This is a genomic window from Citricoccus sp. NR2 (assembly GCF_027594385.1).
Classification (GTDB): Bacteria; Actinomycetota; Actinomycetes; order Actinomycetales; family Micrococcaceae; genus CmP2.
Genome location: NZ_CP115154.1, coordinates 1,193,824 through 1,217,051, shown reverse-complemented (window position 1 = coordinate 1,217,051; position 23,228 = coordinate 1,193,824). Strand labels below are relative to the sequence as shown.

Annotated in this window: 21 protein-coding genes; 6 read left to right on the top strand and 15 right to left on the bottom strand. The window is 66.8% G+C overall.

The annotated features are described in order from the left end of the window. Positions 1-39: 39 nt before the first annotated feature. The 13 genes from O1A05_RS05640 to O1A05_RS05580 all read right to left on the bottom strand — a co-directional run bounded on the left by O1A05_RS05640 (position 40) and on the right by O1A05_RS05580 (position 13,534). A complete protein-coding gene (locus tag O1A05_RS05640; protein WP_431521116.1) occupies positions 40-1,245 on the bottom strand; it encodes a thiolase family protein in 1,206 nt (401 codons plus the stop codon). A 57-nt stretch (positions 1,246-1,302) separates the two neighbouring features. Further along, on the bottom strand, positions 1,303-1,761 hold the full coding sequence (pcaC, locus tag O1A05_RS05635; RefSeq protein WP_270107072.1) for a 4-carboxymuconolactone decarboxylase: 459 nt from the start codon (positions 1,759-1,761) through the stop codon (positions 1,303-1,305). Positions 1,762-1,794: 33 nt separating this feature from the next. Next, on the bottom strand, positions 1,795-2,595 hold the full coding sequence (locus O1A05_RS05630; RefSeq protein ID WP_270107071.1) for an alpha/beta fold hydrolase: 801 nt from the start codon (positions 2,593-2,595) through the stop codon (positions 1,795-1,797). Beyond that, a complete protein-coding gene (locus O1A05_RS05625) occupies positions 2,592-4,016 on the bottom strand; it encodes a lyase family protein (RefSeq protein ID WP_270107070.1) in 1,425 nt (474 codons plus the stop codon). Before O1A05_RS05625 ends, O1A05_RS05630 begins: the two co-directional genes overlap by 4 nt. Positions 4,017-4,188: 172 nt before the next feature. After that, entirely contained in the window at positions 4,189-4,836 is a 648-nt protein-coding gene (gene pcaG / locus O1A05_RS05620) for a protocatechuate 3,4-dioxygenase subunit alpha (RefSeq protein ID WP_270107069.1), read from the bottom strand. After that, on the bottom strand, positions 4,836-5,666 hold the full coding sequence (gene pcaH, locus O1A05_RS05615) for a protocatechuate 3,4-dioxygenase subunit beta (RefSeq protein ID WP_431521117.1): 831 nt from the start codon (positions 5,664-5,666) through the stop codon (positions 4,836-4,838). Before pcaH ends, pcaG begins: the two co-directional genes overlap by 1 nt. Positions 5,667-5,776: 110 nt before the next feature. Continuing rightward, positions 5,777-6,985 carry a 4-hydroxybenzoate 3-monooxygenase gene (locus O1A05_RS05610; protein ID WP_270107067.1) on the bottom strand — a complete coding sequence of 403 codons (1,209 nt, stop codon included), beginning with the start codon at positions 6,983-6,985 and terminating at the stop codon, positions 5,777-5,779. A 76-nt stretch (positions 6,986-7,061) separates the two neighbouring features. Beyond that, the gene (locus O1A05_RS05605) at positions 7,062-7,904 is read right to left on the bottom strand and encodes an IclR family transcriptional regulator (RefSeq protein WP_270107066.1); all 843 of its coding nucleotides are present in this window, start codon (positions 7,902-7,904) and stop codon (positions 7,062-7,064) included. A 12-nt stretch (positions 7,905-7,916) separates the two neighbouring features. After that, positions 7,917-9,371, bottom strand: coding sequence for a dihydrolipoamide acetyltransferase family protein (locus O1A05_RS05600; RefSeq protein ID WP_270107065.1), 1,455 nt, complete (start codon positions 9,369-9,371; stop codon positions 7,917-7,919). Between the two features lie 38 nt (positions 9,372-9,409). Further along, on the bottom strand, positions 9,410-10,396 hold the full coding sequence (locus tag O1A05_RS05595) for an alpha-ketoacid dehydrogenase subunit beta (RefSeq protein WP_270107064.1): 987 nt from the start codon (positions 10,394-10,396) through the stop codon (positions 9,410-9,412). Further along, complete coding sequence (locus O1A05_RS05590) at positions 10,393-11,568, bottom strand: thiamine pyrophosphate-dependent enzyme (protein ID WP_270107063.1); 1,176 nt, start codon at positions 11,566-11,568, stop codon at positions 10,393-10,395. Before O1A05_RS05590 ends, O1A05_RS05595 begins: the two co-directional genes overlap by 4 nt. A gap of 102 nt (positions 11,569-11,670) precedes the next feature. Continuing rightward, on the bottom strand, positions 11,671-12,780 hold the full coding sequence (locus O1A05_RS05585; protein WP_270107062.1) for a histidinol-phosphate transaminase: 1,110 nt from the start codon (positions 12,778-12,780) through the stop codon (positions 11,671-11,673). A 46-nt stretch (positions 12,781-12,826) separates the two neighbouring features. After that, the gene (locus O1A05_RS05580) at positions 12,827-13,534 is read right to left on the bottom strand and encodes an IclR family transcriptional regulator (RefSeq protein ID WP_270107061.1); all 708 of its coding nucleotides are present in this window, start codon (positions 13,532-13,534) and stop codon (positions 12,827-12,829) included. Between the two features lie 161 nt (positions 13,535-13,695). Here O1A05_RS05580 and O1A05_RS05575 point away from each other — a divergent pair, with 161 nt between their 5' ends. Next, entirely contained in the window at positions 13,696-15,585 is a 1,890-nt protein-coding gene (locus O1A05_RS05575; RefSeq protein WP_270107060.1) for an FAD-binding monooxygenase, read from the top strand. A gap of 49 nt (positions 15,586-15,634) precedes the next feature. Beyond that, entirely contained in the window at positions 15,635-16,051 is a 417-nt protein-coding gene (locus tag O1A05_RS05570; RefSeq protein ID WP_270107059.1) for a phage holin family protein, read from the top strand. Between the two features lie 37 nt (positions 16,052-16,088). Here the strand turns inward: O1A05_RS05570 and O1A05_RS05565 are convergent, their stop codons facing one another. Next, complete coding sequence (locus O1A05_RS05565; RefSeq protein ID WP_270107058.1) at positions 16,089-17,621, bottom strand: hypothetical protein; 1,533 nt, start codon at positions 17,619-17,621, stop codon at positions 16,089-16,091. Next, on the bottom strand, positions 17,615-18,076 hold the full coding sequence (locus O1A05_RS05560) for a hypothetical protein (protein WP_270107057.1): 462 nt from the start codon (positions 18,074-18,076) through the stop codon (positions 17,615-17,617). Before O1A05_RS05560 ends, O1A05_RS05565 begins: the two co-directional genes overlap by 7 nt. A 144-nt stretch (positions 18,077-18,220) precedes the next feature. Here O1A05_RS05560 and O1A05_RS05555 point away from each other — a divergent pair, with 144 nt between their 5' ends. The 4 genes from O1A05_RS05555 (at position 18,221) to O1A05_RS05540 (ending at position 22,777) form a co-directional block, all read left to right on the top strand. Continuing rightward, positions 18,221-18,841: a flavin reductase family protein gene (locus O1A05_RS05555; protein WP_270107056.1), complete on the top strand. Its 621-nt coding sequence runs from the start codon at positions 18,221-18,223 to the stop codon at positions 18,839-18,841. A gap of 9 nt (positions 18,842-18,850) precedes the next feature. Further along, a complete protein-coding gene (gene purB, locus O1A05_RS05550; protein ID WP_270107055.1) occupies positions 18,851-20,296 on the top strand; it encodes an adenylosuccinate lyase in 1,446 nt (481 codons plus the stop codon). Between the two features lie 23 nt (positions 20,297-20,319). Continuing rightward, positions 20,320-21,030, top strand: a complete 711-nt coding sequence (locus tag O1A05_RS05545) for a trimeric intracellular cation channel family protein (RefSeq protein ID WP_270107054.1) — start codon at positions 20,320-20,322, stop codon at positions 21,028-21,030. A gap of 244 nt (positions 21,031-21,274) precedes the next feature. Further along, positions 21,275-22,777 carry an MFS transporter gene (locus tag O1A05_RS05540; RefSeq protein WP_270107053.1) on the top strand — a complete coding sequence of 501 codons (1,503 nt, stop codon included), beginning with the start codon at positions 21,275-21,277 and terminating at the stop codon, positions 22,775-22,777. Positions 22,778-23,228: the final 451 nt, after the last annotated feature.

Genomic DNA, 23,228 nt, shown 5'->3' with positions numbered 1-23,228 from the left:
AAGGGGAATGGGGAGACCCGGGGGCCTCGTGGGTCTCGGTCAGCGGGCGGTGACATTCTCGATGACGACGGCGATGCCCTGGCCGACACCGATGCACAGCGCGGCCACGCCCCAGCGGTCGCCCGATTCCTCGAGTCGGCGGGCCAGGGTGCCCAGCACGCGGGTGCCGGAGGCGCCGAGCGGGTGACCGATGGCGATGGCACCGCCCCAGGCGTTGACGATCTCCAGGTCCACGCCCCAGGCGTCCGTGCAGGTCAGTGACTGGGCTGCGAAGGCTTCATTAAGTTCCACAGCGGCGACGTCATCCCAGGTGATGCCGGCCCGCTTCAGCGCCAGGTTCGCGGCATCCACCGGGGCGTAGCCGAAGTACTGCGGCTCGTTGGCGGCGGTGGCGCGGCCGGCAATGCGGGCCAGAGGCTGCAGGCCGAGGATGTCGGCGCCCTTCTCGGATCCCAGCCAGGCGGCGGAGGCGCCGTCGTTCATGGGAGACGAATTGCCAGCAGTGACCATGCCGTTCTCCTTGCGGAACACGGTGCGCAGCCCGGACAGCGACTCGGCGGTGGAGTCGGGGCGGATGGTTTCATCTCGGGCCAGGTCGACGTCGGGAACCTGAACGGTGAGGTTGTCGTACTTGCCGGCCTCCCAGGCCTGGGCAGCGAGCTGGTGGGAGTTCGCGGCGAACTCGTCCATCCGCTCGCGGGTGATCCCGTACTTCTCGCGCAGTTGCTCGGTGGCCTCGCCGAGGGAGACGGTCCATTCCTTCGGCATGTTCTTGTTGATCAGCCGCCAACCCAGGGTGGTGTTGGCCAGCTCGAGGTTGTGCATGGGAAAGGGGCGCTCGGTCTTAGGCAGCACCCAGGGGGCACGGGACATGGATTCTGCGCCACCGACGAGCACGACGTCGGCCTCACCGGTGTTGATCTGGCGGGAGCCGATGATGGCGGCGTCGAGAGAGGATCCGCAGAGCCGGTTCACGGTGGTGCCGGGAATAGAGGTGTCGAGTCCGGCGAGCAGGGTGGCCATGCGGGCGACGTTGCGGTTCTCCTCGCCGGCGCCGTTGGCGTTGCCGAGGATCACCTCATCGACGCCGATGCCGTTGTCGGCCAGGGCCGGGGCACGCTTCACGGATTCGCCGACCATCAGGGCCGCCAGGTCGTCGGGTCGGGTCTTGGCCAGGGCGCCACCCACCTTGCCGAAGGGGGTGCGGACGGCGTCGTAAATATATGCGTCGGTCAATTCGGTCATCGGGCCGATCCTTTCAGGAGGAGACGAGGGAAAGACAGGGGGCGAAGGAGGTGGGGTTCAGAGTTCTTTGCCGGCGGCGAGGTCCTCGTCCACCTGGGCGAAGACCTCCTGGGCGAGTTTGAAGGCCACGTTGGCAGCGGGCACGGAGGAGTAGATGGCGGTCTGGAGCAGGATCTCTTTGATTTCCTCGCGGCTCAGGCCGTTGCGCAGGGCGGCGCGCAGGTGCATGGCGCACTCTTCCCAGTACCCGCCGGAGACCATGGCGGAGATGGTCACCGCTGAGCGCATGCGGCGGTCGAGGCCGGGGCGAGTCCAGATGGTGCCCCAGGCGTACCGGGTGATGAGGTTCTGGAAGTCCTCAGTGGTCTCGTCTTTTTTGGACTCGGCGCGGTCGACGTGGGCGTTGCCGAGCACTTCACGGCGGACCTCCATGCCGGCGTCGTAGACCTCTTGGGAGGTGCGGTCCATCTGGTGGCCGACGGGGGTCTGCGCGTCGGCGGGGTTCTGCTCAGTCATGCGGTGGGTGCTCTTCTCTGTGTCTGTCTCGGGTCAGGCGAAGCGGGTACGCAGCAGCTCGGCCACGACTTCGGGCTTCTCGACGGGCGCCTGGTGGGCCACGCCGTCGACGACCTCGGCGGTACCGTGCTGGACGTTCTCGGCGATGAAGGCGCCGTCGTCCACCGAGCAGACCTGATCATCGCTGCCCTGGATGGAGACGATCGGGGTGGAGATCTCACCGAGGCGCTCGCGCACGTCAAAACCGGCAAGGGCCTCGCACAGCCGGGCGTAGGAGTGCCGGTCGGCATTCTGCAGGGTGTGCAGCAGGGTGGTGGCACGGGTGGGCTGGGCCTCGATGAACCCTTCGGCGAACCAGCGGGCAGCGGAGCCAGCGACCATGGTGGGGGTGCCGGCCTTCTCCACGAGTTCGGCGCGTTCCTTCCATGCGGCAGGCTCTCCGATTTTCGCACCGGTGCAGATGGGGGCGATGCCGTCGAAGAGATCGCCGTGGTCGAGCCCGAGCTGCAGGGCGACCGCGCCGTTGATGGAGACGCCGGCGTAGTAGACCTTCGCGCCGGGGGCGATGGACCCGGTCTCGTGCTGGGAGCGCACCAGGTCGGCCACCGCCTGGGCCAGGTCGCTGATGGACAGCTCATCGGTGTGGGCCGGGGAGGCGTCGTGACCGGGCAGGTCCCAACCCACCACGTGGAAGCGGTCGGTGAGATGCTGGGCGGTTTCGCCCCAGAGCCCCTGGACGCCGGTGCCCAGTCCGGCTCCCACGAAGAGCACATCGGTGACGGTGTCGGCGGGGGCGTCGTTCAGGCGCAGGGCGGTGATCTGGGGGACGGTCATGCTCGGCTCCATTCCTCATATTCGGCGGTGAGGCGATCCACCAGGGTGGCGGCTTCGCCGGTGTATTGGGCGACGTCGAGCAGATCGGCCAGCTCGGCGTCGGAGACCGTATCCGGGGTGATCTCGCGCAGCAAGACGGCGAAGTCGGCCCCCTCGGCCAGCGACCGATCCACCACCTCTTGGATGCGGGACTTGCCCGCCCCGGCCTCACCGGCGGCGGCATCGATGACCGGGGCCAGCTCGGCCATGATGCGCTCGGAGACCAGCAGCGGGCCGGTGCGTTCCAGGTTGTGCCGCATGGCATCGGTGTGCACGCGCAGCCCGGAGGCCAGCTCGGTGGTCATCTGGGTGGCCCCGCCGGCCAGCCGCAGCAGCTGGCGCAGGGCCGGCCACTCGGTGTGCCAGGCGCCGTCGGGGCGCTCCTCGTTGGCAGCACCGGCACCGGTGTAGAGCTGGGCGAGCAGCCCGGGGGCCGAGAGCGCGGCGGAGTGGATGAGCACCGAGAGCACGGGGTTCTGCTTGTGCGGCATGGCGGAGGAGCCGCCGCGGCCTTCCGCCAGGGGCTCGCCGAGCTCACCGTTTTCGATGCGAGCGGAAATCAGCACATCGTTGGCGATCTTGCCGCAGGCCACCACGGTGTCGGCCAGCGCGGAGCCCAGGCGGGTGACCACCAGACGGTTGGTGTCCCAAGGGGCGGGCGGGGCCTGCAGGCCCAGCTTTTCGGCGAGGCGGTCGACCAGGTCGAAGACGGTGATGCCGGCGTCGAGTCGGCCGGTGCGGTGGGCTCGGGCCACCCGGCCGGAGAGGTTGGCCATGGTTCCGGCGGCGCCACCCCACTGCACGGGCAGCTGGGCGGAGGCTTGCTCGAGGTGCTGGCCGGCCTGAGCAAGACCGGCGGCCCAGCCGGCCACTCGCAGCCCGAAGGTGGAGGGCAGCGAATGCTGGGCCAGGGAGCGGGCCACCATGGGAGTCTCGCGGTGGGTGCGCGCCAGGTCGATCAGCGCGGCGACGGCGGTCTTGATATCGGTCAGGATCGCGGCGGAGACCCGGGAGGACATCACCATCAGGGCGGTGTCGATAATGTCCTGGCTGGTGGCACCCATGTGCAGCGACGTCGAGGCGCTGCCCACGCGGGAGCGCATGGCCTTGAGCACCGGGATCAGCGGGTTGCCGCCACCCTGGGCTTCACGGGCGAGGGCGACAAGATCATAACTGGCGGGATCCGTGGCCGAACGGGCCGCTTCGGCCTGTTCCACGGAGACCATGCCGACGTCGGCCAGCACCTCGGTCCAGCAGGCTTCGACGTCGAGCAGGGTTTTCAGGAAGGAGTGATCGGAGGTCATCCCCGCCACCACGGAAGCAGCCCATCCGGGGTTGAGCAACCCGGCGTCCACGGATGCGGATGAGGGATGATCGATCATGTCGAGCGCGGCTCCTGTGCAACCGATTTCATCGTGGTTTCCCACAGGGAATCGGTCATCGTTGGGGTCTGATGTGTCCAAGGGTAGCGTGTTGGCGCACACGCGGGCGCGGTGGGCCGGTCACAGCCTGTCATCTTGAACGAGGCTGCGACCGACCCGCCGGGCGGCAGTGTCAGTCGTGCACCGGGTATTCGATACCGGGGAACTCCAGGAACACCGTCTCCTTGTCGGCGTGCTCGCCGGTCGCCTGGATCCAGACGTCGAAGTGCAGGGCACCCTCGTCGTCACGCCGGGCGATCAGGGTCTGACGCCGGGTCTCATCGAGCGAGCTCAGCAGCGGATCCTGGGCCAGTGCGGCTTCGTCGTCGGGAAGGTAGATCCGGGTGTGCAGCTTGTTCAGCAGACCGCGGGCAAAGATCACCAGGTGGATGAACGGCGCCTTGCCCTCTTCGGTGGCTCCGGGGTTCACGGTGGAGAAGGTGTAGGTGCCCTCGTTGTCCACGGTGCCGCGGCCCCAGCCGGTGAAGGTGAAGCCGTCACGCACCAGCGAGCCCGACTTCTGCGGGATCTCGCCGTTCTCGTCGGCCTGCCAGATCTCCAGCATGGCGTCCGGAATGGGGTCGCCGTTGCCGTCGTACACGGTACCGGTGAGGCGCACGGCCTTCGGGTGGGCGGGATTGATCAGCAGGTTGCCGTCGCGCCAGGGCAGGTGCACCTGCTCGTAGCCGGAAGCGTAGCCGAAGAACGGGCCAATGGTCTGTCCCGGGGTGGGGAACAGCTTGCCGTTGGCCATCCGCTCGGTGGTCTCATCGATGCGCATCAGTGATCCCCCTCTTCATCTTCCATCCAGGTGCGGTTCGAGCCGGTCAGCACGATGTCGAAGGTGTAGCCGGTGTTCCACTCGTGGCTGGTGACCGAATGGTCATAGGTGCCCACCAGGCGGTCGCGCGCCTTCTGATCGGTGATGCCCTGGTAGATCGGGTCCAGCGCGAACAGCGGATCGCCCGGGAAGTACATCTGGGTGATCATCCGCTGCGTGAAGTCGGTGCCGAACAGCGAGAAATGGATGTGAGCCGGGCGCCACGCGTTGTGGTGGTTCTTCCACGGGTAGGGTGCCGGCTTGATGGTGGTGAACTCGTACGAGCCGTCGTCACCGGTGATGGTGCGGCCGACTCCGGCGAAGTTCGGGTCCAACGGGGCCGGGTGCTGGTCGCGCTTATGCACGTAACGACCGGCGGCGTTGGCCTGCCAGATCTCCACGAGCTGACCGCGCACGGGGCGGCCGTCGCCATCGAGAACGCGACCGCGGACCTTGATGCGCTCACCGATCGGCTCGCCATTACCCTGGATGGTCAGGTCCGATTCCAGAGTGTGCACGTCACGGTGACCAAAAGCAGGGGACCACAGTTCGATGGTCTCCGGGTCGGTGTGGTGCATGTTCTTGGTGGGGTGACGGAACACGGAGGACTTGTACGGCGGGTAGTTCAGCCGTGGCTGGGTCTCCCCCGACGTCGTCGCTGCGATGTCGTTGATCTGCTGGGTGATGCTCTCCTGGGAGTCCTGCGTGGCGGCAGGGTCCAGCACGTGGCTGTTGTTGAAGGTCTCCTCAACGGAGGTGTCTTGACTCACGGGCTGCTCCTTTCTACTCATGGCTCGGTGCGGGTGCGGTGCGCGAGTGGTGGTTCTTTCAGTGTGACGCGGGATACGCCGCCCGTCATCAGGATTCTCATCTGGCGAGAATCGCATGAGATCGGTCACACTCAGGGGCGGGAGTTGGGCCAGCCGGTGTAACACTCGGCCAGGTACTGACGCCCGTAGACCGAGGAGGTCACGGACTCCAGGTCACCCAGGGAACGGCGGGTGGAGAAGGGGTTCTCCTCGGCGGTGGTGTGCAGCATGGTGGTCATCCAGTACGAGAAGTTCTGGGCTTTCCAGACCCGACGCAGCGCGGTGTCGGAGTAGGAATCCAGCAGTGCCCGGGAGCCGGTGGAGTAGAACGAATCGAGCGCTTCGAAGAGCACCCGGACGTCGGCGAAGGCCAGGTTGAGGCCCTTCGCACCGGTGGGCGGCACGGTGTGGGCGGCGTCGCCGGCCAAGAACAGGTTCCCGTGGCTCATCGGCTCGCGGACGAAGGAGCGGAACGGCAGCACCGTTTTGTCGAAAATCGGGCCGGTCTTGAGCTCGAAGCCGTCGGGGCCGGCCACGCGGGACTGCAGTTCATCCCAGATCCGGTCCTCGGACCAATCGTCCACGTTGGTGTTCGGGTCGCACTGGAAGTACATGCGCTGCACGGTTTCGGAGCGCTGGGAAATCAGGGCGAAGCCGCGCGGGGAGTTGGCGTAAATCAGCTCGGGGAAGGATTTCGGCGCCTCGCAGAGAATGCCGAACCAGGCGAAGGGGTATTCGGTGGTGAAATCCTGATGGCCAGGCTCATCGCGCACGGCGCGACGGCAGAAGGACCGGGACCCGTCCGCCCCGACCAGGATGTCGCAGTGCACTTCCTGCAGCGCGTCCGGGTCGGCCCCTTCGGCCACGGAGCGGTAGCGGAATTTCGGGGTGTCGGTTTTCAGGTCAAAGATCTCGGTGACTTCGGATTCGTAGCGCACGTCGCCGCCGTCGCGGGCGCGGGCCGCGGCGAGGTCAATGAAGACCTCGTTCTGAGCGTAGAGGGTGACGGTGGCGTCGACCAGCTCCGGGAAGTTCAGCAGGTGCGACTCCCCCTTGAACCGCAGGTTGATGCCCTCGTGCTCGTCGCCGACGGTGAGGACGCGACCGTCAACACCGGTGTCGGTGAGCATGGCCACGCTAGGTTGCTCCAGGATGCCGGCGCGGTGAGTGTTGGCGATCGTGTCGTGGTCACGCGATTCGATGACGACGTTGCTGATGCCCTGCTTGGCCAGCAGGTGCGAGAGCATGAGCCCGGCGGGGCCGCCGCCCACGATGCCGACCTGGGTGCGAGTGACGTTCATGAGCCTGCCTTTCACAGCGTTGCTTTCTCGTCTTCAGTGTGATGCAGCTTACCCAGCCGCGCACCCGGTTTCTTACTCAGTGAGAATCGTTGTTCTGGGCCAGGGTGCGGGTGATGCCGCGGGCGGCGGCCATGAGCATGGGTGCCAGTCCGGGGGCGAGCTCGGAGTGGGCGGGCACGACGACGCCGAGGGCGGCCACAGTGTCTCGGCCGACCGCGTCAGGGAGCACGCCAGCGGCGCCGACGGCGGTGCGGTGGGACAGTTCGATGGGCACGGCCACGCCGGTGGTGTCGACATCGAGGCGACCGTGCACGGTGGCATAGCCGGTGCGGCGCACCTCGGCCAGCAGGGCGCGCAGCTCGGATTCGGTGGGGTTGACCACGCCGACGGCGGTGCCGTGTTCGCCGGCCGGGCGGCGTACCGGCATGCCCAGGCGGTGCTGGTGGCGCTCGATCAGGGTTTCGGCGATGTGCGGGCGGGAAAACGCCATCAGGGTGAGTCCCATGGAGGTGGTGAACAGGGGCAGCCGCCCCGCCACAGTCGCTTGATTGGCTACGGCCCCGCGCGCGGAGAGCCGCTCGAGCACGAGCACCCCGTCGTCGTCGAGCACCGCCAACTGGGTGTGTTGGCGCAGCACCGCGTGGACGTCGTCGAGGTAGGGCATGGCGGCGGCGCGCAGCGAAGAAGTGGGCGAGGAGCGAGCGGCCAGCTCCCACAACCGCAACCCGGGGCCCACCGTGCCGTCTCGGTGGCGACGCAGCAGCCCGGAGCCGTGCAGCCGCTCCACCCAGCGATACGCCGTGGGCAGCGGCAGATCCGCTCGCACGGCCAGCTCCGCCACCGTGAGTTGCGGCGCGGTGGCGTCGAAGGCCTCGAGGATCCGGATCAGCCGGTCCAGAGTGGTGTCGGGGGCGGTCATGGTCACAGCGGCTCAGTCGAGCAGCAGAGCCGGCTCCTCCATGATCGCAGCGACGTCCGCCATGAACCGGGCGGAGAGGTCTCCGTCTACCACACGGTGGTCGAAGGATCCGCCCAGGGTGGTGATCCAGCGCGGGATGACCTCCCCGGAGACCACCCACGGTTTCTGCCGGATGGTACCGAAGGCGACGATAGCCACTTCCCCGGGGTTGAGGATGGGGGTGCCGGTGTCAATGCCCAGGGCGCCGATGTTGGTGATGGAGATGGTCCCGTCGGACATGTCGGCGGGCTGCATCTTGCCGTCGCGGGCGCGCTTGGTCAGCGTGGAGAGCGCGTGGGCGAGCTCGCGTAGCGACATCTCGTGGGCGTTCTTGATGTTGGGCACCAGCAGTCCACGCGGGGTGGCGGCAGCGATGCCGAGGTTCATGTAGTGCTTAACGAGGATCTCTTCGTCGGTCCACGAGGCGTTGACGTGCGGATTCCGCGCCGCGGCCCAGATCACCGCTTTGGCCAGGATCAGCAGCGGGGTGACCTTCACGCCCTCGAAGTCGGGGTTGTCTTTGAGCCGCTTGACGAATTCCATGGTGCGGGTAGCGTCGACGTCGACGTAGATGGAGACGTGCGGAGCTTCCGTGTAGGACTTCACCATCGCCTTCGCGGTGGCCTTGCGCACCCCCTTGACCTGGATCCGCTCGGTGCGCTGGGCATTATCCCCGGTGTCGGGCATCCAGAAACCGGCGGACTGCTCGATGTAGGTGTCGCGCTCCTTGAGGTAATTCTCGACGTCGGTGCGAGTGACCTCGCCGTAGGCGCCGGTGGGGGTGACCTGGGTGAGGTCGACGCCGAGCTCCTTGGCGATCCGGCGCACTGGCGGCTTGGCGAGCACCCGCTGCCAGAGCCCGGCCACTTCCGCAGTGCGTTCGCGGACGTTGGTGACCAGCTTGTTCGCTGGGCGAGCGGGTGCCGCGAGTGCCGGTGCGGGCTCGGGTTCAGCCGGCGGGGTTGGCTGAACGGGCGCAGCGGGCTGGGCCGACGCAGCGGGCGCGGCAGTGCTGACGCGACGACGGCGACCGGCGCGGTCGGCCACCGGGCCGGAGCCCACCAGGGCCTCGGACTCGACCGATGCTGGTGGTTCCGGCTCCGGTTCCACCTCGTCTTGGGCCGTCTCCGCATCGTCGGGACCCACCTGCGCGGCGGCCGCGGTTCCGGAGTCAGCGTCGGTGTCCGGTGAATCAGCAGTAGCAATGCCGATCAAAGGCTCACCCACGTTGAGGGTCTGGCCTTCTTCGGCGAAGCGCTGCACCACGGTGCCAGCGTAGGGGCTGGGCAACTCGACCAGGGACTTCGCCGTCTCGATCTCCACGAGCACGTCGTTGACCGCAACCGTATCGCCCACGTTCACGCGCCACTCGGCAATGTCGGCCTCGGTGAGACCCTCGCCGACGTCGGGAAGGTTGAAAATCTCCATGTGAGCTATCTCTTCTCTGCTCGCTGCGTCCGGGGTGGTCAGTAGGTGAACAAGCGGTCGACGGCGTCGAGGATCTTGTCCAGATCGGGCAGGTACTGCTCCTCCACCCGGGAAGGCGGGTAGGGCAGGTGAAAGCCGCCGACCCGCACGATCGGGGCTTCCAGTGCCAGGAAAGCTCGCTCGGTGAGCCGGGCGCTGATCTCCCCGCCGAGTCCGCCGAAGGTCGGGGCCTCGTGGGCCACCACCATGCGGCCGGTCTTACGCAACGAGGTTTCCAGGGCGTCAAAGTCGATGGGTGAGAGCGATCGCAGGTCGATCACCTCGAGCTGGCGGCCCTCAGAGGCTGCAGTCTCGGCCGCGGCCAGAGCCACCGGAACCAGCGGGCCCCAGGCCACCACGGTGGCGTCGGTGCCGCGGCGCACCACCTGCGCGGTGAACGGATTGTCGGCGGCGCCCGGGTTCTCGCGGTCCACCTCGCCTTTGAGCCAGTACCGGCGCTTGGGCTCGAGGATGATCACCGGATCTTGGGACTGGATGCCCTTGCGAGTCAGCCAGTACGCATCATGCGCGGAGGACGGGGTGAGGATGCGCAACCCTGCGGTGTGGGCGAACAGTGCTTCCGGCGACTCCGAATGGTGCTCCACCGAGCCGATGCCGCCGCCGTACGGGATGCGGATGGTCACCGGGACCTGCCGGGTGCCCGCGGTGCGTGCCCGCATTTTCGCCAGCTGCGTGGTGATCTGGTTGAACCCGGGGAACACGAAACCGTCGAACTGGATCTCTGCCACCGGGCGGTAGCCGCGCATGGCCAGGCCGATGGACGTGCCGATGATGCCGGATTCGGCCAGCGGGGAATCCACCACGCGCTGCGCACCAAACTCGGCTTTCAGCCCCTCGGTCACCCGGTAGACCCCGCCCAGGGAGCCGATATCTTCACCAAGCAGCATGGTTTTGTCGTCGGCGCGCAGCTCGTCGGCCAGGCCGGCGGTAATCGCTTTGGCGATGGTGAGCTTCTCGGTGCTCATCGGTTCTCCCCCTCGGTCTCGGCGAATCCGGCTTCCCAGGTGTGGTGCCATGCCCGCTCGGCCTCCACCAGGGGGTGCGGTTCGGCGTAGGCGTGGGCGAACACGTCGTCGAGCGCCGGGATGGTCTCGGCGGTCATGGACAGCACCGCCTGCCGGGTTTGCGCGGCCAGATCTTCGGCTTCCTCGTCGACGGCGGAGAAGAAGGCGTCGTCGCCGAGGTCCTGGGCCGTCAGGTAGCTGCGCATCCGGGTGATCGGGTCCAGGGCCGACCAGCTCTGCTCTTCGTCCCGGCCGCGGTATTTGGTCGGGTCATCCGCGGTGGTGTGCGCGCCCATGCGGTAGGTGTGCGCCTCCACGAGCACGGGACCGGTGCCAGAGCGGGCTTGCTCTGCAGCCCACGCTGTCACGGCGTACGTGGCCAGCGGGTCGTTGCCGTCCACGGTGACGCCGTCGAACCCATAGCCGGCGGCACGACGGGCGATCGGCACGCGTGACTGCACCTCGAAGGGCACCGAAATGGCCCAGTGGTTGTTCTGGCAGAAGAAAACGACGGGCGCATCGTAAGACGCAGCGAACACCATCGACTCGTGAATATCACCCTCGGAGGAAGCGCCGTCGCCAAAGCAGGCCAGCACCACTTCACCGTTCTCGGCGCGCTGCTGCGAGGTCCAGTCGCACTGGTCCAGCCCCACCCCCCAGGCGTAGCCGGTGGCGTGCAGCGCCTGGGCGGCGAGCACCAGCGTGTAGGGGTGCACCCGGTAGTCCTGGGCGTTCCAGCCGGAGTGGGCGGCACCGCGGAAGAGCAGCAACAGCTCGCGCGGAGTGACCCCCCGACCCAGGGCCATGGCGTGCTCACGATAAGTGGGGAAAATCCAGTCCTGCGGGGCCAGCGCGGCCAAAGCACCCGCCTGGGCGCCCTCCTGTCCGGACGACGGAACCCAGAGCACCAGCTGACCCTGACGCTGCAGCGCGGTCGCCTCCTGGTCCACACGGCGGGTGGTGACCATGGTGCGGTAGATGTTCTGTGCCGCCTCGGCATTCAAGCGCTGCAGATACGGCAGGAACCGCTCGGAGGCCTCGTTGAGCGCGGACGGCGGCGCGCCCTGCGGGGTCATCAGCTGCACGGCCTCAGGGGGCAGCGGCTGGGGCACAGTCTGTGCGTCGGACACCATCAGTTCCTTCCTCGCCGAAGAGCGCGGGGGTTCCCGCCGGCATCCTCCAGCTTAACCGTCTTCTCCCCCTCCGCCGTCGAGCATCACGTGATGTTGCCGACCTCAGCGGACGCCGAACTCACTCATCATCCGCAGTAGACGATCGTTCGCTTCGACTTCGCCCACCGACACCCGGGCGCCCTCGGTACCGAATCCGCGCACCGACAACGCCTGAGATCCGGCAGCGTCCACCAGTTCCGGGGTGCGCTCGCCCAGCGGCAGCCAGAAGAAGTTGCCTTCCGATTGAGGCACCTCGAAGCCGAGTTCCCGCAGCGAGGCGACAACGCGCTCGCGCTCATCCACCACCCGCTGCACGCGCTCCTGCACCTCGTCGAGATGATCCAGCGACGCCATCGCGGCTTGTTCCGCGAGCGAGGACACAGCGAAGGGGGTGGCCATCACGCGCAGGTACTGGGTGATCTCAGGCCGGGAGATGGAGTAGCCGACCCTCAGGTTCGCCAGGCCGTGGGCCTTAGAGAAAGTACGCAGCACGACGACGTTGGGGTACCGACGGTACACGTCCACCCCGTCGACAGCGTCGGAGGCGCGGTTGAATTCGATGTAAGCCTCGTCGATGACAACCATGATGTGCGGTGGCACGGTGGCCAGGAAACCCTCTACCTCGGCGGTGCTCAGCGAGGGCCCGGTGGGGTTGTTCGGAGTGCACAGCAGGATCACGCGGGTGCGGTCGGTGATGGCCGCGGTCATGGCTTCCAGATCGTGGCGGTGGTCTGCGGTGAGCGGGACCTGTACGTCCTGGGCCCCGGCGGCACGCACCACGATCGGGTAGGCTTCAAACGAGCGCCAGGCGAAGATGACCTCGTCCTTCTGACCGTCCTCTCCCGCCCCGGCGAAGGTGGAAATGATCTGCATCAGCGCCCCCAGGGAGCCGGCGCCGGCCACGACGTCGTCGGGCTCGACCCCAAAAGTTTCACCGATGCGCCCCCGCAGCGCGGAGCAGGTGGTCTCCGGGTACCGGCAGGTCTGACCCGACTCCGCGTAGCGGCGAATCACGTCCACCACGGCCGGCACCGGACCGAAGGGGTTCTCGTTCGAGGAGAGCTTGTAGGCGGTGAGTCCCTCGATCACGGCGGGGGGCTTGCCAGCAGCGTAGGGCGGCATCTGCCCCAGCACCGGGCGCGGGTAGACGGCATCAGTGGTGGAAGTGCTCATGAGACCAGAGTAATGCCCGTCACAATAACTGACCAGTTGGTCAGGCTCAGGAGTGATCACCGAGGCGGGCGCGCACTTGTTCGGCACCCCGATGCAATCGGGCGGCCACGGCCTCGATGTCCTTGTCCTGGGTCGGATACACGACGGCGAGCGCAGCGGGTAGTTGCCCCGGCATCTGCAACGGGACTGCCACCGCCGAAACCCCTGGGATCACCTCATTGCCGGAGGTGGCGTAGCCGGTCTCGCGCATGCGCTCCAGACGTTCCAGCCGCTCCGCGTCGAGGTTCATCTCGGCCACCGCAGCCTCGTCGAGCTGGCTGAGCACCACGAGCCCAGGCGCCCCGCGCTCCAGTGGGTGACGAGTGCCGGGGCGCTGGGTCACCGCGTGCGCCCGAGCCGGCTCCACGGTCACCAGGGTGTAGCAGTCGCCATGCTCGGCGACTGCAATAAAAGCGGACATGTCCAGCTCGTTAGCCACCTCGGTGAGCACCGGCAGTGCCGCCGCCTGCACGCTAGATTCCACCGCCAGAGCCAGGGGTGCCAAGCCAATACCGGGGCGAATCCGACCAGTGTCATCCCGACGCAGCAGCGCCTCCTGCTCCAATGTGCGCAAAATCCGGTAGACGATCGAACGGTGCACGCCCATCTGCTCGGAGACCTCGGCAATGGTGGGCGCGACGGGCGCCTCGGCGACCAGCTTCAGCAGGCGCACCCCGCGGGCCAGGGTCTGGGAAGGTGCGGCGTTCGCGCTCATGAGGACTCCTTGGTTCACGACAGGCGGGCGGTCAGCATGTGAGATCGCCACAAGGCCTTGTGATCGCGATCACGTGACGGTACTCTCATCAGTAATGTTCTTTAGTAGAACACAGTGTTCAACTATAGAACAACCCCTTCGATCTCAGGAGCGCACCGACCATGCATTTCCACCACCAGGGCTATGTCTCCACCGACCCGCGCATCAAACCGGCGGCCGGGACGGGCCTGGATCGACCCGAAGAGCTTCCCGACGAAATGGACGTGTTGATCGTCGGCACCGGCCCCGGCGGCATGTCCACTGCCGCCACCCTGGCCGCCTACCCCGAGGTGCACACCCGGATCATCGATCGTCGCCCCCACCGCCTGGAGATCGGTCAGGCCGACGGCATCCAGGCCCGTTCGGTCGAGACCTTCCAGGCCTTCGGATTCGCCGAGCGCATCATCTCCGAGGCCTACTGGCTGACCGAGATGAACTTCTGGAAGCCGAACCCCGAGAACCCCCGGGAGATCTACCGTTCGGCCCGCACCCCGGATGACCCGGAGGGCGTCTCCGAGTTCCCGCACCTGATTGTCAACCAGGCCCGCGTGCTCGACTACTTCGCCGAGGCTGCCTATAACGCCCCCACCCGACTTACCCCGGATTTCGGCTACGAGTTTGTCTCCCTGGAGATCGATCGCAGCCAGGAGTACCCGGTCGCCGCCACCTTGCGCTGCACCGCCGGCGAACGCGAAGGCGAGGAGCGTGTGGTGCGCACCAAGTACCTGGTGGGGGCCGATGGCGCCCGGTCCAAGGTCCGCGACGGCATCGGCCGCAAAGCTATCGGTGATGTCGCCAACCACGCCTGGGGTGTGCTCGACATCCTGGCCGACACGGATTTCCCGGACATCCGCACCAAGTGCGCCATCCAGTCCCACGACGGCGGCTCTATCCTGCTCATCCCCCGCGAGGGCGGGCACCTGTTCCGGCTCTACGTCGACCTCGGCGAAGTGTCCCAGGACGACAACCGCGCCGTCCGCAACACTCCGCACGACGAGATCGTGGCGCGTGCCAACAAGATCATGCACCCCTACACGGTGGAGGTGAAGGAGACCGCCTGGTGGTCCGTCTACGAGGTCGGCCACCGCGTCACCGACAAGTTCGACGACGTCGCCGAGGGCGAGGAAGACACCGTCACCCCGCGGGTCTTCATCACCGGCGATGCCTGCCACACCCACTCCGCCAAGGCCGGCCAGGGCATGAACGTGTCCATGCAGGACGGTTTCAACGTGGGATGGAAACTGGGCCAGGTGCTCTCCGGGCTCTCCGCCGAATCGTTGCTGCACACCTACTCCGGTGAGCGTCAGGAGATCGCGCAGAACCTCATCGATTTCGATAAGGAGTGGTCGTCGCTGATGGCCGCGAAGCCGGAGGACCTACCGGAACCCTCCTATTTGGAGGACTTCTACATGAAGACGGCTGAATTTCCCGCCGGGTTCATGACGGAGTACAAGCCCTCCGAGCTGACCCTGGGCACCGAGCACCAGGAGCTAGCCACCGGATTCCCCGTGGGCAAACGGTTCAAGTCGGCCCGGGTAGCCCGAGTGTCCGACACCAACCCGCTGCACCTGGGGCACCTGGCCGAGGCCGACGGTCGCTGGCGGATCTACGTCTTCGCCGACGCTCCGGCACCCACCGAAGACTCGCAAGTCAACGACCTGGCTCGCTGGCTGGCCGAGGATCCGGCGTCACCGGTGGCGAAGTACACTCGGGCCGGCACGGATGACGATTCGCTGTTCGATCTGAAGGTGATCTACCAACAGTCCCACCATGACCTGCAGACCACCGACGTCCCGGAGGTGTTCCGCCCGCGGGTGGGTCCGTTCCGGCTGGAGAACCGCAACAAGATCTTCGGCACGCTCGCCGACGACGACATTTTCGAAGCCCGCGGCATCTCCCGCGACGGCGCCATCGTGGTAGTCCGCCCGGACCAGTACGTCTCCGCGGTGCTGCCGCTGAGCGCCCACGATGAACTCGCCCGGTTCTTCGACGGCGTGCTGGTCGAGGGCTGAGCCACCACCACTTGCCGTGGGGCCGGTCAGCCATGGAACGATAGAGGGCATGAGCTTCCTTCTTCGCATCCTGGCGACCGGCCTCGGCTTCGCGGCCGCTCTCTGGATCATTCCCGGCTTCCAACTGCTGCACAATGGCGCACCCATCGGCGCCGACCGCGACACCGGCACCGCTGCACTGGCGGTCGGTGTTCTCGCACTGATTTTCGGCGTGATCAACGCGACCGTTCGCCCCGTGATCGCTTTCCTTTCCCTGCCCATCACCTGCCTGACCCTGGGGTTGTTCACCCTGGTGATCAACGCCGCGATGCTTGCGTTGACCGCCTGGCTGTCCAACCTGTTGTTTCCGTTCCAGCTCGACATCTCCGGATTCTGGGCCGCCCTGTTTGCCGCCCTGGTGATCTCACTCGTCTCCGCGATCGCCAACCGCTTCATTGCGGCCATCACGGCCCCGGTACGCGCCTGAGCAAATGCTCCCGACGGGCCCGCTGCTCCAGGACATCTCAGTGCGCGCGCGTGGGAGGTAGAGAAGAGCTGGAACCAGACAACGGGTTCCGCGGCGGATCGGGTTTCTCACGGCGCAAGGTAAACGCCGTCGCCACCGCAGGGCCCGCCGTCACCGCCATCAGATGATCCAGGGTCGGATGAATCTGCTCGACGACGCCCGGATCCTGCAGCGAGGTCTCCACATGGTGGGTGTAGGTGTCGAATCCGTGGGCGGCGCCGAAGAATCCGGCCTCTTGGGGTGAGTCACCGGAGGCTTCCATCTCGGGGGTATAGCCGGAAAACATCACCGTGGTGCGCTGCATCCCCACCGGGTTGGGCGCCCCGTCCAGTGCGATGGCGACGTCTTCCTCATGCTCCAAGTGCAGGGCCACCACATCGTCGGGCAACTCCACATTGGCCGAAAGCCCACCGTAGGTGACCACTGTGTCGACGTCGTAGACCTCGGCGATGCGCGGATCCGTCGCCACATTCACCGCATGGGATCCGCCCTGGCTGTACCCCACCGTCACGATGCGCTCCCCCGGCTGTGCGCCGGCCGCCACGAGCGCCTCGTCCACGGCGGTCACCACGTGCTGCGAGCGCAGCGCCATCGCCTCCCGCACCCCGGAGGCACCCCAGGCGTTATCCTCGTGCTCCACCGACGACAGTAACGCGCCGAGCCCCGTCTCTTCTGGGGTGCATATTTCCACGGAGTCGGTGGTGTTGACCGAGCCGAACTGGGTGCCCGGGATCGCCACCACCCAGGTCGGTTGCCCGTCGGACGCATCAATGCGGGTCACGCCCAACGCCGAGGAACCCGCGGTGTCCTCGAAGGTGCGGCGCAGGTTCTGGGTCAGCCACGTCATCGACCCGTCCGACACCGACTCATGCGACGGCGCCGCCGACCGCTGCACCTGATATCCGCCCAGCTGCAATACGCCTGCCGCAGACACCGCCCCGGAAAGGGTCTGCCACATGCGCTCATTCCGGGTCCGCGGGTCGGTCGACTCCAGCGGCCCGGAACTTTGTGCCCAGGCATCGATCCGGCCCATCCCCACCGCGGTGACCGTGGCCACCCCGAGCAGATTGCTGCCCCCCGGGAACACTCCGTTGAGCACTCCGGCCAGGGCACGGGGGCCGTGGGAGAGCACTCGCTCCAGATCCGCCGTACGCAGCGGGGCGCCCCGCGCCAGATCCAGCGCGAGCTGCCCCGCCGAGGCTGGCAACATCAGCGCGTCGATGCTCTTGGTCACGGCGGACTCCACCGTCCGGTACGCCTCAATCGAGGCCACCACGCCCCGATGCAGCCCCGCCAACTGCGTTCCCAACGTCACCAACCCGGTCGACACGCTCGCCACGCGCGCCAAGAGCAAGCTGCCCGAGGGTGCCGACCAGGTAATCAGGGATGAGACAGCACCCCAGCCGGCCACCCGCGCTCCCATCGCCTCGGCGTCGGAAACGCAGGCATCCAGCAGCACCGCCCCGCGCTGCAATTCCTCAAAATTCGCGTGCAGACTGGTGTGCCCGCCCAGCACCGTGGTCATCAGCACTGCCCCATCGTCGCCACCGATGCCACCGCTGCCTTCGCCGCCGTGATCAACTGACGCATCCGGGTCATCCGCTGCTGGATTTCCTCGAGCCCCACCCGGGCCAGTGCGGCCGATTCTTCCGCCTGCTGCGCCAATTCGTCAGCCCGTCCCCGCACCCGCAGCGCCTTTTCGGCGAAAGCCTGCCCCGCCGGCGAACGCCAGTCCAACTGTGAGACGGCCAGGATCCGCTGGCACATCTGCTCGATGTCGGTCTGCACCGCGCGCAGCCGATCGGCCAGCACCCCCAGCTCGGCCAGCCCGGCCTCCAACTGGATCAAGCTTCGCTCTGCCTGAGTGCTCGGCAGTGCCACCCACGGCGCCAACGGCTCACACATGGCCCGGCCCGCCATCGCCCACGCCTGCAACGGGACCTGCGCCACCTGCTGCTCCACCTCTCCGAATGACGCTCCGATCATGATCTCCTCCTCCACGTCCGCCCATTGCGCTGCTCGCCTCCCAGCCTTCGTCACCACCACCATCGCCCGGTCTCATGGTCGCCGAGAGTGTGGACAACATGCCTCACTGGCGCCGCGGTGGAGGAGTCGCGCACACTGAGAACCATGACCCTGCCTGAACACCGCGACCACCGACTCTCCGAGATGGACCCCCGTGAGGCGGGATTGCTGCTGAAATCTGTGGTGATTCCGCGCCCCATCGCCTGGGTGGGCACCGTGTCCAGCGACGGGGTGACCAACCTGGCCCCGCATTCGTACTTCACCATGGTCTCCGCGGACCCGCCGATCATCCTGTTCTCCGCCACCCGCCTAGCCGGCGCCCTCAAAGACACCGCCACCAATGTGTTGTCCACCGGGGAATTCACGGTGTCGCTGGTGTCGTGGCCCTTGCGCACTCAGGCGAACCGCACTTCAGCCCGGTTAGGCCCGGAATCGTCAGAATTCGACGACGCCGAACTCACCCCGCTGCCCTCGCACACCGTCAGCGCGCCGGGCGTCGCTGAGTCCCCGGCCATACTGGAATGCCAGCTGCACCGCGCCGAAGACGTGGGTGATGCCACCGTGTTCTTCGGGCAGGTGCTGCACGTGCGCATCGACGAGACCGCCCTGCGCGCTGACGACCGCGGCCGAGCGCTGCCGGATCCCGCTCTGTTAGACCCGGTGACGCGCCTGGGCCGCAATGAATGGGCCCGCCTGGGGGATGTGTTCACGCAGGACCGCCCATGATGGGACAATATGGCTATGCCTGAATCTGTCTCTGATGCTTCTGTTGCTTCCACCGGTCGTGTCCGCCTCGCCGACGCGAACATCCCGCTAGGTCCGCTGGATGGCCGCTACCGCGCCGCCGTCGCCGATCTCAGCGACCACCTTTCCGAGGCCGCGCTGAACCGCAACCGCATCCACGTCGAAATCGAGTGGTTCATCCACCTCGCCAACCACCAGGTGCTCCCCGGGCTGTCCCCGCTCACCGACGAGCAGCGCGCCGGACTGCGCGCCATCGTCACCGATTTCGGTCCGGCAGAAGTCACAGAACTCGCCGAGATCGAAGCAGTCACCGTGCACGACGTCAAGGCGGTCGAGTACTTCATCGGCAACCGTCTCGAAGCACTGGGCCTGGGCGCGCTGAAGCCGCTGGTGCACTTCGCCTGCACCTCCGAAGACATCAACAACCTCTCCTACGCCGTCGGCATTCGCGACGCCGTTCAGCAGGTCTGGCTGCCCGCCGCCCGCAAGGCCGTGGGGGCCATCGCCGCCGCAGCCCGCGCCGCGGCTGACACCCCCATGCTCTCGCGCACCCACGGCCAGCCCGCCACACCCTCCACCCTGGGCAAGGAACTCGCCGTGTTCGTGCACCGGCTGAACCGCCAGCTCGCCCGCGTGGAATCCCAGCAGTACCTGGGCAAGATCAACGGCGCCACCGGCACCTACGCCGCCCACACCGTGGCCGCCCCCGAAGCCGACTGGCCCGAGGTCGCCCGCACCTTCGTCGAGCACCTGGGGTTGACCTTCAACCCGCTGACCACCCAGATCGAATCCCACGACTGGCAGGCCGAGCTCTACGCCGACATCGCCCGGTTCAACACCATCCTGCACGGCTACTGCGTAGACGTCTGGTCTTACATCTCCATCGGCTACTTCGCGCAGATCCCCGTGGCCGGCGCCACCGGATCTTCCACCATGCCGCACAAGGTGAACCCGATCCGCTTCGAAAACGCGGAGGCGAACCTGGAGCTCTCTACCGCGCTGCTGAACTCGCTGGGCGCCACCCTAGTGGAATCCCGCTGGCAGCGTGACCTCACCGACTCCACCTCGCAGCGCAATATCGGCGTGGCTCTGGGGCACTCCGCGCTCGCACTGTCCAACGTGACCAAGGGTATGGGCCAGCTCCAGGTGGCCGCCGGCGTGCTCGCCGAAGACCTCAACACCAACTGGGAGGTGCTCGGCGAGGCCATCCAGACGGTCATGCGCGCCGAGGCTCTCAACGGCGTGCCCGGCATGGACAACCCCTACGAGCGGCTCAAGGAACTCACCCGCGGCCACCGCGTCGACGCCGAGCGAATGCGCGAATTCGTCGGCTCCCTGGGACTGTCCGAAGCTGCCGAACAGCGTCTGCTCGCACTCACCCCGGACACCTACACCGGCCTGGCAGCACGGCTCGCACACGAGCACGCCGACGGCTGACGCGCTGAGCGGACCCTCAACCGGTGGACGTCGAACTGATCGCATCGTATCTGCCCAGCGCCCTGCAGCTCGCTGACCTGATCGGCGTGCTGTTCTTCGCCGTCTCCGGGGCCCTGCTCGCCGCGCGCCGGCGTTTCGATGTGGTGGGCTCCCTGCTGCTGGCGTCCCTGGCCGGGCTCGGCGGTGGCGTGGTGCGGGATGTGATTCTCAACGACGGCGTCCCGAACGCCTTCGCCCAGCCGATCTACCTCGTCCCGGTGGTCATGGCCGTGCTCGCGGTCTACCTGCGTGCGGTACAACCTGACCGGCTGCGCCGCACCCTGCTGGTCTTCGACGCCGCCGGACTGGCGCTCTTCTGCGTCACCGGCACCCAGATTGCTTTGGATGCCGGCGCCCACCCCGTCTCCGCCGCACTGCTGGGCACCACGACCGGTGTCGTCGGGGGTCTACTGCGCGACGTCGTCGCCAACCAGGTTCCCGACCTTTTCGACCCCCGCGGCGTCTATGCCGTCCCCGCCCTGTTCGGTGCCGCGCTCGTGGCCGCACTCGATTCCCTGGGCTGGTATAGCACCTGGTCCGGACTCACCATCGTGGTCCTGGTCTTCACCACCCGCCTGCTGGCGCTGAAGTTTCGCTGGCGCGTTCCCGGTGCCGCGCTCGGGCAGCGCCGCACCGAACCGCTCACCCAGCCGGTTCCGATCATCGACCCCGAAGGTGACCAGCGTCGCAGCTGACGTGGGCAAACTCACAGTCTGATCGAGGCGCAAATCACGGCGGATTCCCGCGGAATCTCGAGATTTTCACCGCGAGACGAATTGACGTCACCCAGGTCACGTCGGCTAAAGTACTTCTCCAGTGAGGGCAATCACACCGTCCTCTGCAAGCAATTGCAAACGCTTGCATACTGCAGCGCCACCGCCGATGCATGAGGATTGCGGACCGCTGCGCATGCAGCCGCACGGAAAGTCACGACAGATCATGAACGAGAACACCTCGTCGACTGCAACCGGTCTCAACGGGCAGCCGAGCACCACCGAGGCCAACCTGATGGCCACGGACAACATCAGCGAAGCCGAGCAGGCTGAGCGCATGCGCCGCGCCAAGAAGGCTGGCTTCTCCGCCTTCCTCGGCGCCGCGCTCGAGTACTACGACTTCTTCATCTACGCCACCGCCGCGTCGCTGGTCTTCGGGCAGGTCTTCTTCCCGGAGGCCGAAGGTCCCGTCGCATTGGTGGCCTCCTTCGCCACCCTCGGCGTCGCCTACGTCGCCCGCCCCTTCGGCGCCATCTTCTTCGGCCACCTCGGCGACCGCGTGGGCCGTAAGAACGTCCTGGTCATCACCCTCGTCTTGATGGGTGCCGCCACCTTCATCATCGGCCTGATCCCCAGCTACGAGACCATCGGCATCTGGGCCCCGATCATCCTGGTGCTCATGCGACTGGCTCAGGGCATGTCCGCCGGCGCGGAAATCGCCGGCGCGTCCACCCTGACCACCGAGGAATCCCCGGTCGGACTGCGCGGATTCTTCCCCTCGCTGTCCATGTCCGGCATCGCCGCGGGCATCACCCTGGCCTCACTGGCCTTCATCCCCGTCTCCGCTCTCGACGACGAGGCGCTGCACTCCTGGGGCTGGCGCATTCCGTTCCTGCTCTCCATCCTGGTGCTCGCCGCCGCCCTGTGGGTCCGCACCCACCTCGAAGAGCCCGAGGACTTCCAGGAAGTTCAGGCCGAGCGCGAAGAGCAGGAAAAGGCCGGCAAGAAGGAACAGGCTCCCTTCCTGGTCATGATCAAAACCCACCCGGCCCAGTTCTTCCAGGTCTCGGTCATGGGCTTGCAGGCCGTGACCAACACCCTGGTCCAGGCGTTCGGCCTGGCTTACGGCGTCTCTCAAGGTGTCTCAGCCACCACCATGCTCTGGGTCACTGTGGTCGCCAACGTCATCGCCATCTTCACCACACCCGCCGCCGCCTTCCTGTCGGACAAGATCGGCCGCAAGCCGACCTTCATCATTGGCATCGTGGGTTCGGCGATCATGATCTGGATCTACTTCTCGGTCCTGGAGACCGGCAATGTCCCCGGGATCTTCGTCGCTACCATCGCCCTGCTGGCCGGCACCTACGTGATGTCCAACGGCGTCTACCCGTCCTGGTTCTCCGAGCTGTACAACCGCAAGGTGCGCTATTCGGGCATGGCGGTCAGCCTGCAGGTCGGCATCATGCTCTCCGGCTTCACCCCGATGATCGCCTCGGCTCTGGCCGGCGAACGCACGGAAGAAGTCGTCAACGAGTTCGGTGAGATGGAGACGATCACCATTATCGCCAACTGGCATCCGGCTGCTTGGCTCGTGGTGATCTGCTCGGCCCTGGCCTTCATCGGCGCCATCACGGCCCGTGAGACCTTCAAGACGCCGCTGAAGGAACTCGGCAACCCCGTCTCTGACGAGGAAATCGCCGCCGGCCTGCACCACGGCTCCAAGAAGTAATCTCGCCGACTCGGATCATTCCGAGCCAGCGACCTCAGCACCGGGGCGCCATGTCTTTTCAGATATGGCGCCCCGGTGCTGTCTGCCGCAACAAGTGCAGACCTGCTCTGGTGCGTTCTTGACGGGAACGTGCAGCCTAGAGGCCCAGCGAAGAGACGAGATCGACCACGAATGCGCCGAGATCGCCGGTAATTCCGCCAGCCAGTGCCAACACGTCGTTAAGAAGTCCAGAAATCATGGAGTTCACCTTTCCTCGGATGAGGGATCAGAGTTATTCACGTCGCGCCCGGTGCTCCAGGCACGCGTCCATCCTGGCAAGCCCGTGTTTCCGTCGCACTGTGCCCCTGTAAAAGGCCGGTAAATTGCCCGACGACGAACCATACCGAACCCCTATACCTAAAGAGATAGTTATTGTAGGCTCGAAGAGAGTGACGCAGACCACGTCGTACGC

Excerpts from the sequence above, each read along its gene's own strand:
- O1A05_RS05640 (WP_431521116.1), bottom strand. The coding sequence starts at position 1,245 with ATGACCGAATTGACCGACGCATATATTTACGACGCCGTCCGCACCCCC.
- O1A05_RS05610 (WP_270107067.1), bottom strand. The coding sequence starts at position 6,985 with ATGAACGTCACTCGCACCCAGGTCGGCATCGTGGGCGGCGGCCCCGCC.
- O1A05_RS05585 (WP_270107062.1), bottom strand. The coding sequence starts at position 12,780 with ATGAGCACTTCCACCACTGATGCCGTCTACCCGCGCCCGGTGCTGGGG.
- purB (WP_270107055.1), top strand. The coding sequence starts at position 18,851 with ATGGCTATGCCTGAATCTGTCTCTGATGCTTCTGTTGCTTCCACCGGT.
- O1A05_RS05595 (WP_270107064.1), bottom strand. The coding sequence starts at position 10,396 with ATGAGCACCGAGAAGCTCACCATCGCCAAAGCGATTACCGCCGGCCTG.
- O1A05_RS05625 (WP_270107070.1), bottom strand. The coding sequence starts at position 4,016 with ATGATCGATCATCCCTCATCCGCATCCGTGGACGCCGGGTTGCTCAAC.
- O1A05_RS05560 (WP_270107057.1), bottom strand. The coding sequence starts at position 18,076 with ATGATCGGAGCGTCATTCGGAGAGGTGGAGCAGCAGGTGGCGCAGGTC.
- pcaC (WP_270107072.1), bottom strand. The coding sequence starts at position 1,761 with ATGACTGAGCAGAACCCCGCCGACGCGCAGACCCCCGTCGGCCACCAG.
- pcaG (WP_270107069.1), bottom strand. The coding sequence starts at position 4,836 with ATGCGCATCGATGAGACCACCGAGCGGATGGCCAACGGCAAGCTGTTC.
- O1A05_RS05605 (WP_270107066.1), bottom strand. The coding sequence starts at position 7,904 with ATGACCGCCCCCGACACCACTCTGGACCGGCTGATCCGGATCCTCGAG.
- O1A05_RS05630 (WP_270107071.1), bottom strand. The coding sequence starts at position 2,595 with ATGACCGTCCCCCAGATCACCGCCCTGCGCCTGAACGACGCCCCCGCC.
- O1A05_RS05580 (WP_270107061.1), bottom strand. The coding sequence starts at position 13,534 with ATGAGCGCGAACGCCGCACCTTCCCAGACCCTGGCCCGCGGGGTGCGC.
- pcaH (WP_431521117.1), bottom strand. The coding sequence starts at position 5,666 with ATGAGTAGAAAGGAGCAGCCCGTGAGTCAAGACACCTCCGTTGAGGAG.
- O1A05_RS05540 (WP_270107053.1), top strand. The coding sequence starts at position 21,275 with ATGAACGAGAACACCTCGTCGACTGCAACCGGTCTCAACGGGCAGCCG.
- O1A05_RS05555 (WP_270107056.1), top strand. The coding sequence starts at position 18,221 with ATGACCCTGCCTGAACACCGCGACCACCGACTCTCCGAGATGGACCCC.
- O1A05_RS05600 (WP_270107065.1), bottom strand. The coding sequence starts at position 9,371 with ATGGAGATTTTCAACCTTCCCGACGTCGGCGAGGGTCTCACCGAGGCC.
- O1A05_RS05590 (WP_270107063.1), bottom strand. The coding sequence starts at position 11,568 with ATGGTGTCCGACGCACAGACTGTGCCCCAGCCGCTGCCCCCTGAGGCC.
- O1A05_RS05575 (WP_270107060.1), top strand. The coding sequence starts at position 13,696 with ATGCATTTCCACCACCAGGGCTATGTCTCCACCGACCCGCGCATCAAA.
- O1A05_RS05570 (WP_270107059.1), top strand. The coding sequence starts at position 15,635 with ATGAGCTTCCTTCTTCGCATCCTGGCGACCGGCCTCGGCTTCGCGGCC.